The sequence below is a fragment of the Microcoleus sp. Pol11C2 genome (assembly GCF_036701505.1).
Lineage (GTDB): Bacteria > Cyanobacteriota > Cyanobacteriia > Cyanobacteriales > Microcoleaceae > Microcoleus.
Window position 1 is genome coordinate 233,143 of sequence record NZ_JAUBQX010000003.1, and the last position, 15,947, is coordinate 249,089.

Below are 15,947 nucleotides of genomic sequence, written 5' to 3' on the forward strand. Positions count from 1 at the left end.
TCGGAGTTATGAACCCGATCGCACTAAGCATCAAGCATCCAAGCAATACACTGTTGCATTTGATTGCTCATTGTTTCTCGATCGGCATTATACCTGCGGCCGTGTCCCGGCAACACCCATTCAAACGAGTAATTAGCCAAATTATGCATAGATTTGATTTGTTCCGGCCAAGAATACCAACAGACTTCGCGAAAGCCAACTAGCTGCTGCAAACTTTCCGACCAAGCAAGATGATCGCCGGTGAACAAAAACTTGTTATTGTAAAGCAAAACTGTGTGACCTTTCGTGTGACCTGGAACAGGTATAATCAACAAGTCATCTGCTAGTTGATACGATTCGCTGGGCGACAATTGAATTTCTACACTGCGAGTACCAGTGTTAATTTCGTCAGCATGGAGAATGCGATCGCAGCCAAAATGATCGCGGTATTGTTGATGATCTGCCACATCATCGCGGTGAGTCAAGTACAGATAGCGAATGCCGCCCATTGCTTCTATGTTTTTGACTAGCGGCGGCACAAAACGGGGAGAATCAACTAAAATGTTTCCTTCAGGACGGACAATTAAATAGCTGGCTGCCGCGTAGGATTTCTCAGAGTGGTAACCGCAGTGATAGACATTTTCTGCTACGAGTGCGGGTAACAGTTGCTGGGCTTGTTTGATGCTTTTGGGTTTTTCTACAGTGCCGATCGAACTTGTGGGACAAGACAAAAGAGCCGCGAGCGATCGCATTTCTTCAGTTTCATTAGTTGGCTGGTGGTAAACCGCAGACTGTTCTCCCGCTTGACCAAATACTTCAGGTGCCATCCACCGACAAGTATCACAGTCAATGCAGGTATTGTCTACATAAAAGTTACCGTTAATATTTTCAGTACGCCTCCGATTAATGTTAGCCATCTTTCTACCTCTTAATAACCCATATAAATTATGGTAACTTACTATAATGACTACCCCCGACATCCCGCCGGAGGTTTAAACCCTTCTCACAGACCAAGCCGATTAAAACTCACCTCTTGCAGCATTCTCAATAACGGGCAAGATGCCCCTTCCACAAGAGATTAATTTTCTTGTGGAAGAGGCATCTTGCCTGTTCATAAAAGAATTATTGACAATGGTGCAAGATATAAGTTTCAATCAACAATTCTACTGCTGCTGATCCGCTGGAAAAGCACCCGCTTTCACCGCCACAGTAACAGGTTGTCCGCCTCGGCTCAATTCAAGCTGCAGATCGCTGCCCACTGTACTTTTCTCAACAATTTGCTGTACGCTGCCAGCATCGGTGACTTCTGTACCGTTGATTTTCTTGATGACATCGGCAAGGCGAACTCCAGCTTGTGCCGCCGGAGAATTTTTCGCAACTCCCAAAACCAACACGCCTTTATCTTCAGTCAGCCTCAATTTGGTGTTGGGATTTTGATTAAATTCTCTCTTGATTTCGGGAGTAATGCTCAACATCCGAACGCCGAGATAAGGATGTTCGGCTTTTCCTGCTGTTACTAATTGGTCGGCAATTTGTTGTGCTCGATCGATCGGAATAGCAAAACCCAATCCTTGAGCGCCTTGAATAATCGCCGTATTCATGCCGATAACTTGACCGCGCTGGTTCAGCAGCGGCCCACCAGAATTGCCGGGATTGATCGCAGCGTCGGTTTGAATAAAGCTGACGCGCTTGTCAGGAACACCGACATCGGCGCTAGAACGGCCTGTAGCGCTAATAATGCCGACAGTTACAGTATTGTCCAAACCGAGGGGATTACCGATCGCGATCGCCCATTCTCCCGGCTGTAACTCTTCAGATTTGCCCAAACTCACCACAGGCAAATTGTTAGCTTCTATTTTAACAACAGCCACATCAGTAACTGTATCTACGCCTAAAACTTTGCCGACAAATTCGCGGCCATCCTTCAGTTTTACCGTCACCGTATCCGCCCCGTTAACGACGTGAGCGTTAGTCAAAATGCGGCCATCAGAACCAAAAACAAAACCCGAACCGGAACCCCGTTCTACCCGATTTCCCGGTTGAATGGGAGATTCCGAACCGAAGAAGCGGCGGAATTGCTCGGGTATCTCATCTGGAACTTGGTTCGTCACCGTGCGAGACGAATTGATCCGCACCACGGCCGGGCCGACTTCCTGCACAACTTTAGTGACAAAATTAGAGTCTTGAGAGGGCAGTATATTCGCAGGCAATGCTGAGATTGGCGCTGTAGTTGAAGGTTCCGCTTGAATGGCGTTAGAACTTCCCGGAACTTGAGAAGTTAGGGCGTTGCACCCAACAGTTGCGGTGGAGCCGACCAAAATGAGGGATAAAAAAGCAAGTTTTTTCGGCAAATAGAAACGGCGAGCACGCTGAGAGTCAGCAGGCCTATTTTTGGTTGACATAGTATTGATTTGGTGAGAGTTAGAGCGAGAGTTATAATTATGCTTTTGCATTTTTAGCACCTACTGTAATTAAATTGAAACTAAAGGTTATTTAATTTTAATTCAAGCATTTATGATATCTGCTTGACTGGTGGGGTTTACCCTACAAGCTGGGGTAGAAACCGGACAGTCGCAGGCAAATTGTCTGTGGATTCCAGCTTTTGAGTGTGATCGAACTGGGTCGGCACTGGCGAATTGCTGTCTGAGTGCGATAATACAAACTACGGTAGCCAGCTCGCATATTCCGCATTTCCCGGGAACTTTTCACTGGATTGATATCCGAAGTCAACAACAATCTTGCTTGCACTCAAAAAAACCTGGTTTCTACGCAAAATCTTCGTTGTCAGCGAGCGACGTTAACCTATAAACGGAGTTTTTGACCCCGCCTGCATCTAGGAAGGATAGCAGCTAAAGCACCGGAAAGCCTCACCCTAAAGCAGGAAGTAAAAAACCTCTAAAGCCTCAAGCTAAAGTGCCAACTAAACCTAAGTCAAAATAGCCTGCAAAAACTATCTTCAAATCTAAAACTTGAACCTATGGAGGAATTTTATTTCTCCATAGGTTCAATGGAACTAACCGAATCGATTTCCCTCGACTTTTTCATCGAACTTTCCAAAACATCAACAGTATTCTTAATAAAACCAGCCATCGGCACAGCAACTAACAAACCTGCTACTCCTGCCACCTTAACCCCCACCAGCAGCGCCACTAAAATCCACACAGGATTGAGGCCGATAAAACCGCCTAATAACCGAGGAGCAACCCCGCTTTCAATTATTTGCTCAATTACTGTAGCGACAGCTAAAACTGTGACGCCAAGCCAAAAGTTGTTTAATGTGATCAGCAAACTGACAATGCAAATACTGAAAGGTGCCCCGAAGGGAATCATAGTCATTACACCCACGCCCAAACCGAACAGAAGTCCGAAGGGAACTCGCATAATTAAAAAAGCAACAGTGATAGACAATCCCATTAAGCCCGCCAAAGTTGCTTGCCCGACGAAGTAGTTGTGGAAGCTTCGCGCCAGCAACTCTCGCAATTGAAGGCTCTGCTTGGAAGGAAACCATTTAAACAATCCTTCCCATACGCGATCGCCGTGCAAGAGCAAGTAGAATGTCACGACTATTGTGAGGAGGAAATTCAACAGACTGTCTGCAGCACCCAAGCCAAATTTGAGAATTTCGCCAGTGAGAGACTGCAATTGAGATGAAAGTCGATCGCTCAATTGGGTAGTCAAACCGCTAACATCAATGCGAAGATTGCGATTTTCGGCCCACTGGTGGAACGCTTCAATCTGTTCTGTGCCAGAAACTATCCAAGTCGGCAGCCGGGTGGCGAGTTCAGTGATTTGGTTTAGCAGAATGGGAGCCAGAGTGAGACCTAAAACCACCAATAGCAGTAAAGTCAAAAACAATACCGACAAAACTGCTCGATCGCGCTTCAAGCCGTATCTGTGCAGAAAGCGCACTGGATAATCTAGCAAAAAAGACAGCACTGTAGCCACTACCAAAACAGTAATCAGGGCGCGAAAATATTCAAAGACTAGGAGGGCTAACCAGCAGTTGAGTACCGCTAGGGGAAATACCAGTCCGTAAATCCACCACTGCGGCAGTTGAGTGAAACGTCTCATCTAAGTTAACCGAGTTAAAATTTGAGATACAAGATGTGAGATTGGCGCTGCTATTCGCCCTTCTCTGTTAACCATTTTATAGTGCATTTTTTTATACCCGACTGCTGAAAATTCCCAGTTGCTCTGCCAAGGGAAATTGGGTTGCTGGCAGGCAGTGCCTGCCACAACCATGTTATATCGTTTCCGCTGGTATGGATATATTAACGGCGAAACAAATATTTTTTGCTGTTGGCAAGGCAGCAGTTTGCAGCGCGGGATTCAACCTTTTTCCCCGTGCCGTTCGAGAGCTAATTGAATTAAACGGTCTACTAATTCAGGGAAAGAAATGCCGTCCGCTGCCCACATTTGCGGATACATACTGGTAGCTGTAAAGCCGGGAAAAGTGTTGATTTCGTTAATCAAAACTTCTCCGGTTGATTCAATGTAGAAAAAGTCTACTCGCGCTAGACCTGCCGCATCTATAGCCAAAAATGCTTGCACTGCCATTTCTTGGATTTTTGAGACGATCGCAGCGCTGACTTTTGCCGGGATTGAGCAGTCTGCTTGTCCCTGGGTATATTTAGTTTCGTAGTCGTAGAAATCGCTTTGAAAACTAATTTCTCCCACCGTTGAAGCTTGGGGGTTGTCGTTACCCAAAACAGCACATTCTAATTCTCTAGCAACCACACCAGCTTCGACAATTATCCGCCTGTCGTAGCTGGCGGCGCTGTCGAGAGCTCCTTCTAATTCAGCGCGCGATCGAGCTTTAGAAATTCCCACAGACGAACCCAAATTCGCCGGTTTGACAAAGCAAGGATAGCCCAAATCTGCTTCAATTTTATCGCACAGTTTGGGGAAAACGCAAGGATTAGACCAGATTTCGGAACGGTTGACAGCGATGTATTTTACCTGCGGCAAACCAGCATGAGCAAAAGCCATTTTCATCGCAATTTTATCCATTCCCAGCGCCGAACCTAAAACCCCGGAACCGACAAAAGGAACTTGCATTAATTTCAGCAATCCTTGCACCGTACCATCTTCACCGTTTGGCCCGTGCAAAACAGGGAACCAAACATCTACGGCATTAAAATTAGGAAACTGTCCATCGGGAGAGTCGTTTTGTCCTGGTTCTTCCTCTATTTCCAGAGGTTTTCCGGCGGCTAAGACTTGTTGAGGTAATGTTCCCGACAGCCAGCGGCCGTTTTTTTGGATGTAAAAGGGCAGAACTTCGTATTTAGAGGCATTTTCGTCAGCAGCGAGAGCACGGGCGATCGCCCGCGCCGAACTAATTGAGACTTCGTGTTCCCCCGATCGCCCCCCGAACAATAGCCCGATCCGCATCTTTGTCATTTTTCAATACTCCCGGTACTTTTTGACAAATATACACGCAGTTAGGGCAGCTATCACAGGAAGTATGCGACAGAAACTAAGAATTAAGCATAAGGTGTTGCGAATTTAAATTGTATATTGCGGGCGGCCTCGGAGAAACTGCCCAGTCATAGTTTGATTATTTCTTGACATACAATTTAAATGCCCTAACAGCTTACAGCATTTCTCCTGTCAAACTAAAAGCGCGAATATCTGTAATTTTAACCCGCACAATTTTACCAGCCAATTCAGCAATATCGCCCTTAAAAAATGTCAGACGATTGCCGCGAGTGCGTCCCATCACCTGAGTTGAATCTTTAAGATTCTGGACTTCCACCAAAACCTCTTCAGTGCGTCCGAAATAGCGCTGCGATCGTTCCATCGCCGTTGTTGTCACTACATGATTGATTCGTTGCAGGCGATCGGCTTTCACCTCCTCACTCAACTGATTTTCCCACAAAGCCGCTGGCGTCCCAGGGCGAGGCGAATAAGCCGCAGTATTCACCAAATCGAAACCAACGTCTTCGATTAACTTCAAAGTCTTCTCAAACTGCGCTTCCGTCTCCCCAGGAAAACCGACAATCGCATCCGCAGTAATCGAAGCATCCGGCATATAACGGCGAATTGTATCAATAATCCGGCGATATTTTTCCTGAGTATAACCCCGCGACATCGCCTTCAAAATATCATTATCTCCCGACTGAAAAGGAATGTGAAAATGTTCGCACACCTGCGGTAATTCCGCACAAGCTTTAATCAATCTTTCTGTAAAATAGCGCGGGTGGCTAGTAGCAAATCTCAGGCGATCGACACCCGGCACATCCTGCACAAAATAAAGCAAATCCGTCAAAGTATGCTGGTTGCTGCCGTCCGGTTTTGTTCCCGGCAAATCGCGTCCGTAAGCATCAATATTTTGCCCCAATAAAGTGACTTCCTTGTAACCTTGGCGGCCCAAATCCTCCATTTCCGCCCGAATTGCCTCCGGCATTCGCGACTGTTCAACCCCGCGAACATTCGGGACAACACAATAAGTGCAGCGTTCATTGCAGCCGTAAATTACATTCACCCAAGCAGTCACCTTGCTGTCGCGGCGCGGCTTAGTAATATCCTCCATAATCTCAACAGCTTCAGTCGCCACAACTTGATTGCCCTCAAAAACTTGTTCCAGCAAATCTTCAAGTCGGTTAGCGTGTTGTGGCCCCATTACTAAGTCTAATTCCGGTACTCTCCGCAGCAGCGCTTCACCTTCCTGCTGCGCCACGCATCCAGCTACAATTAAAGTTAAACCCGGTTCTTGGCGCTTGCGATGAGCTTGCCTTCCGAGGTTAGAATAAACTCTTTGTTCGGCATTATCGCGAATTGTGCAAGTATTGTAGAGAATCAAGCTAGCTTCGTTCGGGTCTTCCGAGAACTCAAAGCCCATATTTTCCAGAATGCCGGCCATCCGTTCCGAGTCGGCTTTATTCATCTGGCATCCGAAAGTAGTGATGTGATAGCGGCGGGGTTTAACGGTCATGGCGAATTGCAGGCAAATAAAAAATATAGGTTTTCAACCTTAACACTTTATTATAACACTTCTCTGTTAAACGACATACGTCGGGGAAGTGGGAATTTTAATAATTATAGGGTGTGCAATGCGCCCCTTATTGCTACAAATAGTTTTAGATACCGACAAAATCTGCGAAGTCGGGTATCTGGCTATTCTGTTTTTTTAGTGAGATAAAAACTGTAAAATTGTTTTGGCAATACCTTGGGCAGCCAAATAAGGAACCCCATTGCCCACAGTTTTAAACATATTAGTCAACGTCATCTTGGCTGGCAGTGCAAAATCTTTTGGCAGTGACTGAATAGCCAGTGTTTCTGCAACAGAAAGCCTGCGAAGTTTGTAAGGGTGCAAGTGAACTTCGTTATTGCCGTAACAAGCTGTCGGCGAATAACGCCACCGATGCAATCGCTTGAAAGATTTTTTTGAATCATCTCCTTCATCAACGGAAGCAAACCGCTTAAGACCAGCTTTGGGTTGAAAATAGTGTTTGGCATTGAGATGGTTGAGAACGTCATTTTTTTGGAACCAAAACTCAACGGTTAACTCTTTGGGAATACCATCGGGACAAGGCAACAAACTATCACCGGCAAAGGCAGTTCTATTCGGCCAAGGATAAGAAAAATTTTCTGATTTTGGATATAATATCTGACTTTGCCAAGGAAATAAACTTTCGGATAACATTTGGCTTTTTTCCTCTAGATTAATGCCCATATTTGTGACAAGGTTTTTTCTAAAACCTATCAAAATAATTCTGTCTCTATCTTGTGGAACCCCATACTCGATCGCATTAATTAAACGTTCGGTAAAAACGTATCCTGACTCATATAACTGATTTTTGAGTGCGTCGTAAAAAGCTTTATGTTTTTTTGTTTTCCACAAACCTTTGACATTTTCAAATAAAAAGAAATCTGGCTGCTGCTGACAAATCAATTCAATGTATGAAGCCGAAAGTTTGCCTTTATCTCCTTCTTGACCTCGGTTTTTGCCACCAATAGAAAAGTCAGGACAAGGCGGCCCCGCGATAAATCCCACAATATTGTGATGCTTGCGGGCATCCTGCATCAATTCCCGCAGGCGAAAAGCTGGTTCTCCGCCTACAAGTCGAGTTACATCTGCTTCCTCTCCTTCGCAATATCCGTATTCTGGTAGCGGCAAATTCAGGCACTGCCGAGAATAGCGGTATGCTTGCATGAAAGGTGGGAAAATTTCATTGACATACGCTACATTAAAGCCGATCGACTCAAAACCCAGATCGAGCAAGCCAGAACCAGAAAAAAATGAGAATATACAGGGGATTGGGCATTGGGCATTGGGCATTGGGAATTGGGAATTGGGCATTGGGAATTGGGAAAGAGAAAAGATTAACTTAATAGAACTCCTTTTATTCCTGCGTATTCACTTGACTCCAAATTAAAGTTGTTAAATCCAAAATATAATCGATTGAGTTGTCAACGTAATTTTCGGAAACTTTCCCACCAGTAATTAATATTTTTGATTGGTCTTTGTAATGCGCCTTGTGACGACAAATCCACTTAGGCTTATCTCCAGTAGTTTCCAGCTTTTCTATTTTGAAAGTGCCATGATGCAGTCGATAAACTGGCGTTTCATTATAGTTTCTGTCATTAGGATAGCCTAAATTACCAATAATGTAGATATACTCTCCAACTAAGGTTGCAGAATGAAAATCAGTAGGAGGGAAAACCTCTTTGGGATAGCCTAAAATCTTAAATTTTCCATGTCCGTCGTAAACAACCACATCGTTATAGATACCAAAGTTTGGATCGGAGTAATCTTCGTGTTCGCCAGCAATTTCAATGATTCTTCCATCTGGCAATTCTGTAATTGTTCTCCCAAATCTTTTATAGCACCATACAGGTGGATTGTAGGTATCCTGATTCCTAAACATGAATTCCGTAGCCCCAGCCTCACTACCACTCACAATCATTGCCTTCCAAAAGTCCACTTCCATTACTTCTGGATTAGTTTTCCCAAATCGACGCTCTCTGCCAGACAAATACTGTTCTAGCGTTACTTCTAGATCGTAATTACCCACTCCAGTTAGATATTGCCTCATATCATCGCTGATATCGCTTAGATCTTCGCCCACATCAACAAGCATTCGGACAATTTGTAGATTACTTGCCAAGTTAATAGCCTTATTAGAGCAATTATCGATTCGACTAGGATTTGCTCCATTCTCTAAGAGAATACGCACGCAATCAGTCGCGCCGCATTCGGCCGCTAAAATTAAAGGAGTGCTATTAAAATCATCAGTAGCTTCGATATCAAATCCCTGCTCAATCAACCATTCTAAAACTTCGATTTGACCGTTTTCGATAGGATACATCAATGGAGTCTTGCCACAGTGTCCGCGATCGCTGCGATCTGCTCCTGCTGACAGTAATAATTTGGCTGTTTCAAGCTTACCGACTTCCAAACTAAACAGCCAAGGAGTTCGACTCCAGCAGTCGCGCGCAGAAAGATCGGGATTTTGAGCGAGTAATACCTTTACATTTTCGAGATCGTCACAGACGATCGCTTGCATTAGTCCCGTCCATTGCAGGTCACTAGCATTCGCACCTGCCTCTAGCAATAATTTGACAGCATCAAAACTTTCCACTCTTGAGGCGAACCTCAGGGCGGACTCGCTGTAGATACTGACATTACTAAGTTCTGCACCTCTTTCGATGAGCAAACTTAAAATTGGTAATAACTCTCGATCTTTTGAGATACCACATCCATCTATGGCATCGATTAAAACATGATAGCCATTTGGTCTCTGATAGTTTATGTTGGCTCCAGCATCCAAAATCAGTCGAACTTTATCGAGACTCCCTGACTGCACGGCTAAGCTGAGTACATTATTTTCATGCTCTCCACAAATCACTTCAATATCAGCTCCATTGTCTAAAAGAAACTTAACCATATCGATCGCTGCATTTGAGCTAGATATCGCGCACATCAAGGGTGTCATTGAGTAAAATTGATCTGTACTATCAATATCGACTCCACTAGCAATTTGCTGTGCTACACCTGCAATATCTCCTTGTTCGGCATAAATATGAATTTGCATTGCTTTGAGTTAAATTTACTAATCAAATATTCCTAACATTTGTAACGCCTTTTGAAATAGTTTTAAGTTTCCATTCCATTAGTTTCTCCAGCGAGTGGTGACTTCTCCATGATACACCCATCAGCTAATGCTGCTTTTGATTAGCATCGGTGCGGGTGTTGTGGTGTGGTTTCTGGTTTTTTCGCTCGCCAATTTCAAGAGAGTGTTGGCTAAATTCCAGAGAGGAAGATAATCAGGAAAGCCCAAGGGATAGTTTTGGCAAGGTGCTTGATGTGGATTATAAGATAGATTTGCCCGCTCGGTCCCTGAACGCAACTATTGTTACCACCATTGACCGCCTCGAAAACGCCAGTAGGGAAATAAAATCCGCATTAGTGTTTGCGATGCCAGATAAATCGCCAACCATACTAAACTGTAATGTAGGGCAAATGCTCCCAAATCAAACTCTGGCTTCGGTATTCCGGGCAAACCAACTATTTCTATCAAAAATAACACAAAAATTGCTTCCCAAATCCCGGCGAGCAATTGAAATGCGCCGGGCCAATCTCGATCCCAGCGGTACTGCTGGATGTAGATATATAAGGCATCCCAGCCGATGCCAAAAATCGCTACATACCCTAAAATCCAGAAAAATATCGAGCCTGATTTACCAGCGATTAAACCTAGAAAAAATGGCAGTGTTACTAAAACGCCTACAGTTGCAAATAATAATATTCGAGTTTGCCATCGGCCAAATAAGGTGGGAGTCATTCGATTTTGGGTTTTAGATTTTGGATTTTAGATTGAATGCGAAACGGTTTTGTTTCTAATCAATCTGGAGATTTATTGAAAATCCACTTCAACCACTGCACGAACGATCGCCAAACGCTCAATTTCCGCACGCCAGCAACTCGGTTTGCGGCTAGACTTTCAACCGAACGCAAGGCGGCGTATTGCAAGCCCAAAAAACTGTCTACCGGCGCGTAAGGCCCTCCCAAAGTAATCGCGCCGGCTGCGTATATCCGGCCTTCTGTGTTGCTACCAGAAGAATTCCGCAATTCGGGCACTTCAAAATCGTTGTTAACACTCAGCCGGCCCAAACCGTTGAGGGGAAGATTATATTGAGCTACCAAATCATTTAACAGGGGACTGGTTTTTACCTTAGCGTCCAAACCCGTAGCATCAATAATAAAATCAGCTTCTAACTTAATTTGCCCCTTGAGTTCCTTCTCCTGAATGTACGTCACCGTGCGGTTTTGACTGTCGCGCTCGACTCGCTCGACTTCCCCGAAGGTAATTTGATACCATCCTTGACTTAAACCTTCTTTGACAATCCGCCGCCAGTCGCTGCGCTGGGCTGTAGTAGTGCCACCCCAGTCTGTGAGCAACTGCGGGCGCAATTCGGGGGCGGCTTTTTCCAAAAGTACGCGGAGTTCCCCGCCCCAGGAAGCTTTTGGCCAGTTGAAAGGTTGAAATTCGTAGTGATTTTCGACTCTTCGCTGAGCGAGTTTAAATTTGTTACCTTGAGGTTTGGGCGATCGCATCAAATGCAATACTTGAATGTTGCGATTGCGCTGTCGCGCTTCATAAATTCGCTGCACCACCCGCGAAGCCACAATTCCCCGGCCTCTTATTAACACGCTGCCGCCGCTGGCCTCCAATTTTTCGTAAACGCCGTCGTGGCTTTCATAAGCGTTGACAACCGACTCAAAATCCTGGGTTTTTTCGCGGTAAGCTTGCAAATCGGGCAGAAATTGAATGGCGGGATAGCCGGTAGCTAAGTGTACGTATTTGGCGATTAAAAAAGCGTGCTCGCGGTGATCCGCATCCGATCGAGAATAAGCGATCGCGTACCTGCCGTCATCTGTTTTGCGAATTCCCCGCACTCTACCGTAGCGAAACATCTGATTCCACCCAATTCGATCGACTTCCCTGTCAATAGAATCAAACACATTACCCGCGCGAGGCGTATAAGTTTCGGCCAAAGTCGGTTCAGCAAACACCTGCCACATCAACTTCAACGACATCCCCAAACGCCCTTTGAGCAATTCCTGCCAAGCTTCCCGCAAAGCATAGGGAGGCCACCCCCAAATGTTGTCTGGACAGGAGTCAGAATTCGATCGTAGGCGTTCCCGCAGCGGAATTTGAGAATTAAGGCACAGACGCAGATAGCGAGCGTAAGGCTGGCTCTCCATGCCCAAAACCGCAATTCGATCGATTTTCACGCCGCAAATTCTGAGCAAATCCACCCAAATAAAGCTGCCCAAACCGCCACCAACGGCAGCCCAATCAACTTCTGTCACAGGGAGCCCCCTAGATTCGAGCGATCGCATTGACACTTGAGAAGCTTGCAAAAATTCGATCGGCGGAAATTCTCCCCTACTACTTGTTTGAGGAAGCTGCAACATTATTGGCTGGCCCAACGCGGGATCTGGCCCATTGGTCTGCGGGTTAAAGAAAATGTGAGAATTGACCGACGGCGTTTCAGGGGAATTAACAGCAAAAGAAATGCCGATCGCGTAGGGCCCAATTTGCAGCATATCCCCGTTTGCCAGCACGCAACGGGTTTGGCGAACGCCGTTGACAAAAGTACCGTTGCGGCTACCCGTGTCAGTAAGTAAAATACTGTTACCTTCGGTGCCAATCACTGCGTGAAAGCGAGAAACTTGACTGCTGCTGAGCGCAATTCGAGAAACTCGTTTCCCGTTGATTGTGGCGGGCATAGCTTCAAAAATTCGTCCCAAAGCGATGGGTAAGTCGAGTATCGGGGATCGACAATCCCCCGTAGCTGTATCTGTCCAAGTCAGTCGCAGGCGCAAGGGTTGAGAATTCATGATTATTTTTTAAACATCAGCCGTCGGCTTTGAGCTTTCTGCAAAAAAAGATTTTTGAAGTTGAGAGTGTTTAGCGGATAGCCCGATTTTCCCTTTTTCAAACTTTTACGGAGAGATCATCACACTCGCCGCCGCCGCCAAAGAAGTACCGCACCACGGACACCCCGCATTCAACTGTGCGTAAGGCGAAATTCGGCTGCATTTGGGACACTGCAAACCATATTTGGAAGGCCCCGTCGGCTGAAAGTTACCAGGTGCGGGAGGCCCAGACAGCAAAACTGTCTGGGGCGCGGCTACCTGCACCTCCGTCACATTCACCACCTCGATGTGCACTTGGCCTAAATGGATATGGCTTCCCGAGTTCAATTTTGCTTCGCCTCGGGCGAGAATTTTTCCGTCTACCAGCGGCGGATTGCTTTCGCGCAAATTCCGCACTGCATACTCCTGCAATTCCTGATTAAAAAATATTTCAACGTGCAGCCCCGATACGCTGGGATGCGAAAATACTATATCGCACTTCGCCGGATCGCGCCCTAGCCTCACGGTTCCCGGATTTTTGCTCGGCTGTCCGTTTTGAATTGTCTGAGTTTGACGCACCCCAGCTTCTGTCCATGCTAAAGTGAGCTGGTTTGTCATGATTTTATAGTTAGCTCAAAAATATAATAAAAAAATATTAGCTGATTTATTTTGAGGACGGACTTCCTCACCAAAAAACTTAATTATAATTATTGACGCCGACTCGATCGAACTTCTAAAAATATTATTATGTGCAGCTCAACAAAAAAACCCTGACTTCGGGTTTTTTTTTGAGAGATTGACTCCCGCTTACCAGCTTTTCTTTCCCGCAAAATTATTGAACCCAATGTAGCTTCGTTAAAAATTTGCTCTTGAAAATTTGCTAGCGATTGCTACAAACTAATTGGTGTGGGGTTTTCCCATTATTTACCTGTCAACTGTCAACTGTCAACTGTCAACTGAAGAAGCTTTGGTGCGCTAGTCACGAATTTTGGAGGTGGGGCGATCGAACTACCTTGGTAACTTCGATCGCCCCACCTCCTCAAACGTTTACTGTCCTAGTGCTATCTCTCACGCTGCAACTGTGCAATCTTTCATTACAGGGCCAGCCTTGAAAGACTTAAGCTTCGCTCTTGCGGCTTTTGCGACCGCCTTCGCGACCAATTTGAGCCATGTGTTCGCGATTTCTGCTGACAGCTTCGCCACCTTTTTGACCAGCTTGTCTGGCTTCTTCAGGGGTGAATTCGTGTGCAGTTCCTTTCTCGTGTGCAGCTTTTCCGCCTTTGCTAGCAATTGCGCGCTGTTTTTCTGCATCCATAGAAGCGAATCCGCGTTTGCTTTTCTCAGCCATGACTGTCTCCTTGTTTTTTTCTGATTTTTTAGCTCGATCGCGCCTTCGCCTCCCACTGTCATGGTTACTTCCAGTCAGTGGTGAGATATCCGACGGTAAATTATGAAACCTCATCAAACGAATCTAAGCTTTTGGTTTAACTCGCAGAATGAATATTTCATAACTTACAACTGTGAACTAAAAATAGTTCACGCCCGGGCACTATAGTTAGAGCCGCCAATTTTTTAAGCTGGTTACTGTCTTTCAATCATTCTATAAACCTCCCCAACTTTTATACCTCTTTCTCAGGTATAGTCATTCTTTAGTTCGCTGGAAGGATGGAACCGAAAGCTGATTGGCAGTAGACTCAGAGGATTTTTTGACTTAACCGCGCTACCTCAAAAACTAAAAGTCCAAAGACGGATGCTTTTTTGGTCTTTTTACTTTATTTTTGATGGGTTCGGCGCTTGCCAGTTATCCCTATGTTAGTTGGTCTGCCGATCGAGTTGTTTCTGGTAAGCGATATTTTGGGGCGCAGCGCAGGACGTACTCGATCGCACTTATCAAGTTTACCTTGTGACCTATCGAAACATAAATCGGTTTTACCCCTGTTTGCGTCCTCAGCGCTGCTCCTACCGTTGATCCCTCCAGCAGCAAGGGTTGCCAACTGCCCCGGTCGAGTCCGACTTCTGAATGTTCTCCAATAAATCTATTTTTGGCAACTCCGATCGTGGCAATCCCTGTCAAAACCCCCAAATGGCAGGCAAGACCGAACCTGCGGGGATGGGCTAGTCCTTGACCGTCGCACAATATCAAGTCTGGCCTCAAACTGATATTTTCCAAAGCCTCAAGGACTGCCGGCACTTCTCGAAAAGACAGGAAACCCGGAATATAAGGAAAAGTTGTAGGACTGCGAACCACAGCTTGCTGCTGCAACTGCAACTCGGGAAAACTCAGAACTGTTACAGCGGCCCGCGATACATCGTTTACACTGTCGTAGCCGACATCTACGCCTGCGACGTACCGAACTGTCTCCAGTTGATGGGCGGTAATTACCTCTGACCGAAGCTGTTCTTGAATGGCGATCGCCTCTTCAACTGTCTGCGGCCAAGGGTGTCGCTGCAACATTTTGATTTCTCTTTAACCGTTCTCATCTAAGCTTAACTTCTTTTCGGCCATTTTTAAACTCGGATTTTTATCGTTTGTAGCTATAAATTCCTAACTTGCCCAAGGAGTCTTTTTTCCTACTCAGGAGGGTTGAGCAAGGCGACCGAGGCTAATTTACAAATAGAGTCTGTAGGTCGGAGAGTAAAATTCTATCTTTCGCTTGTGCTTGAACCAACCCCCAAAGGTTTTATCGGCACCCTTCTCCAATTTTCTACTCAATATTTACCAAAAATACCTATTTGATGCTGATTTTTTAGCTTTCTAGAAAGCTTTATCTTTCCGATCGCCTTTTTATCGCTTGTCAAAGAGCGATCGAGTTCTTTCTTTACTTGTGCTCTATCTAAAAAAGTCCTCTTTGTCAAGATGATTGAAACATTTATTAATCAATAATCTCATCCAGCTACAAGTGCCATTGTACATCCCCGCTCATCGAGCTAAGAGGTTCCCTGAGCCTCGCAACTATATGACTTTTATGAAAAAAAATCAATGAATTTATGAGTTGTTGCACCATTAACCTGAAGCTATAATCGTAATTGCTCAACCCCCTTGACAAGAGAACGAGATAAACATTAGATAAAGGAATGAAAAAACTCCCTGACCTAAAAC

The 15,947-nt window shown here is 45.4% G+C and carries 12 protein-coding genes; all 12 read right to left on the reverse strand.

Translation table 11 applies throughout. The features are described from left to right. Positions 1-23: 23 nt before the first annotated feature. Entirely contained in the window at positions 24-896 is an 873-nt protein-coding gene (locus QUA42_RS03635; RefSeq protein ID WP_333135197.1) for an MBL fold metallo-hydrolase, read from the reverse strand. A gap of 246 nt (positions 897-1,142) precedes the next feature. After that, positions 1,143-2,432, reverse strand: coding sequence for an HhoA/HhoB/HtrA family serine endopeptidase (locus tag QUA42_RS03640; protein ID WP_445301283.1), 1,290 nt, complete (start codon positions 2,430-2,432; stop codon positions 1,143-1,145). A 535-nt stretch (positions 2,433-2,967) separates the two neighbouring features. After that, positions 2,968-4,050 carry an AI-2E family transporter gene (locus QUA42_RS03645; RefSeq protein WP_333135201.1) on the reverse strand — a complete coding sequence of 361 codons (1,083 nt, stop codon included), beginning with the start codon at positions 4,048-4,050 and terminating at the stop codon, positions 2,968-2,970. A 258-nt stretch (positions 4,051-4,308) separates the two neighbouring features. Continuing rightward, entirely contained in the window at positions 4,309-5,379 is a 1,071-nt protein-coding gene (locus QUA42_RS03650) for a D-alanine--D-alanine ligase family protein (RefSeq protein WP_333135203.1), read from the reverse strand. Between the two features lie 193 nt (positions 5,380-5,572). After that, positions 5,573-6,913: a tRNA (N6-isopentenyl adenosine(37)-C2)-methylthiotransferase MiaB gene (miaB, locus tag QUA42_RS03655; RefSeq protein ID WP_333042505.1), complete on the reverse strand. Its 1,341-nt coding sequence runs from the start codon at positions 6,911-6,913 to the stop codon at positions 5,573-5,575. Between the two features lie 195 nt (positions 6,914-7,108). Next, the gene (locus tag QUA42_RS03660) at positions 7,109-8,260 is read right to left on the reverse strand and encodes a DNA cytosine methyltransferase (RefSeq protein ID WP_333135205.1); all 1,152 of its coding nucleotides are present in this window, start codon (positions 8,258-8,260) and stop codon (positions 7,109-7,111) included. Between the two features lie 64 nt (positions 8,261-8,324). Further along, entirely contained in the window at positions 8,325-10,016 is a 1,692-nt protein-coding gene (locus tag QUA42_RS03665; RefSeq protein ID WP_333135207.1) for an ankyrin repeat domain-containing protein, read from the reverse strand. A gap of 321 nt (positions 10,017-10,337) precedes the next feature. Next, positions 10,338-10,766 carry a hypothetical protein gene (locus QUA42_RS03670; protein WP_333135209.1) on the reverse strand — a complete coding sequence of 143 codons (429 nt, stop codon included), beginning with the start codon at positions 10,764-10,766 and terminating at the stop codon, positions 10,338-10,340. 59 nt (positions 10,767-10,825) lie between these two features. Next, a complete protein-coding gene (locus tag QUA42_RS03675; RefSeq protein ID WP_333135211.1) occupies positions 10,826-12,829 on the reverse strand; it encodes an FHA domain-containing protein in 2,004 nt (667 codons plus the stop codon). A gap of 105 nt (positions 12,830-12,934) precedes the next feature. Beyond that, on the reverse strand, positions 12,935-13,465 hold the full coding sequence (locus QUA42_RS03680) for an FHA domain-containing protein (RefSeq protein ID WP_333135213.1): 531 nt from the start codon (positions 13,463-13,465) through the stop codon (positions 12,935-12,937). A gap of 499 nt (positions 13,466-13,964) precedes the next feature. Next, entirely contained in the window at positions 13,965-14,195 is a 231-nt protein-coding gene (locus QUA42_RS03685; RefSeq protein ID WP_006631632.1) for a KGG domain-containing protein, read from the reverse strand. Positions 14,196-14,654: 459 nt separating this feature from the next. Beyond that, on the reverse strand, positions 14,655-15,302 hold the full coding sequence (gene nfi / locus QUA42_RS03690) for a deoxyribonuclease V (protein ID WP_333135215.1): 648 nt from the start codon (positions 15,300-15,302) through the stop codon (positions 14,655-14,657). Positions 15,303-15,947: the final 645 nt, after the last annotated feature.

Coding starts and splice junctions, on each gene's coding strand:
- QUA42_RS03635 (WP_333135197.1), bottom strand. CDS start 896: ATGGCTAACATTAATCGGAGGCGTACTGAAAATATTAACGGTAACTTT.
- QUA42_RS03640 (WP_445301283.1), bottom strand. CDS start 2,432: ATGCAAAAGCATAATTATAACTCTCGCTCTAACTCTCACCAAATCAAT.
- QUA42_RS03645 (WP_333135201.1), bottom strand. CDS start 4,050: ATGAGACGTTTCACTCAACTGCCGCAGTGGTGGATTTACGGACTGGTA.
- QUA42_RS03650 (WP_333135203.1), bottom strand. CDS start 5,379: ATGACAAAGATGCGGATCGGGCTATTGTTCGGGGGGCGATCGGGGGAA.
- miaB (WP_333042505.1), bottom strand. CDS start 6,913: ATGACCGTTAAACCCCGCCGCTATCACATCACTACTTTCGGATGCCAG.
- QUA42_RS03660 (WP_333135205.1), bottom strand. CDS start 8,260: ATGCCCAATGCCCAATGCCCAATCCCCTGTATATTCTCATTTTTTTCT.
- QUA42_RS03665 (WP_333135207.1), bottom strand. CDS start 10,016: ATGCAAATTCATATTTATGCCGAACAAGGAGATATTGCAGGTGTAGCA.
- QUA42_RS03670 (WP_333135209.1), bottom strand. CDS start 10,766: ATGACTCCCACCTTATTTGGCCGATGGCAAACTCGAATATTATTATTT.
- QUA42_RS03675 (WP_333135211.1), bottom strand. CDS start 12,829: ATGAATTCTCAACCCTTGCGCCTGCGACTGACTTGGACAGATACAGCT.
- QUA42_RS03680 (WP_333135213.1), bottom strand. CDS start 13,465: ATGACAAACCAGCTCACTTTAGCATGGACAGAAGCTGGGGTGCGTCAA.
- QUA42_RS03685 (WP_006631632.1), bottom strand. CDS start 14,195: ATGGCTGAGAAAAGCAAACGCGGATTCGCTTCTATGGATGCAGAAAAA.
- nfi (WP_333135215.1), bottom strand. CDS start 15,302: ATGTTGCAGCGACACCCTTGGCCGCAGACAGTTGAAGAGGCGATCGCC.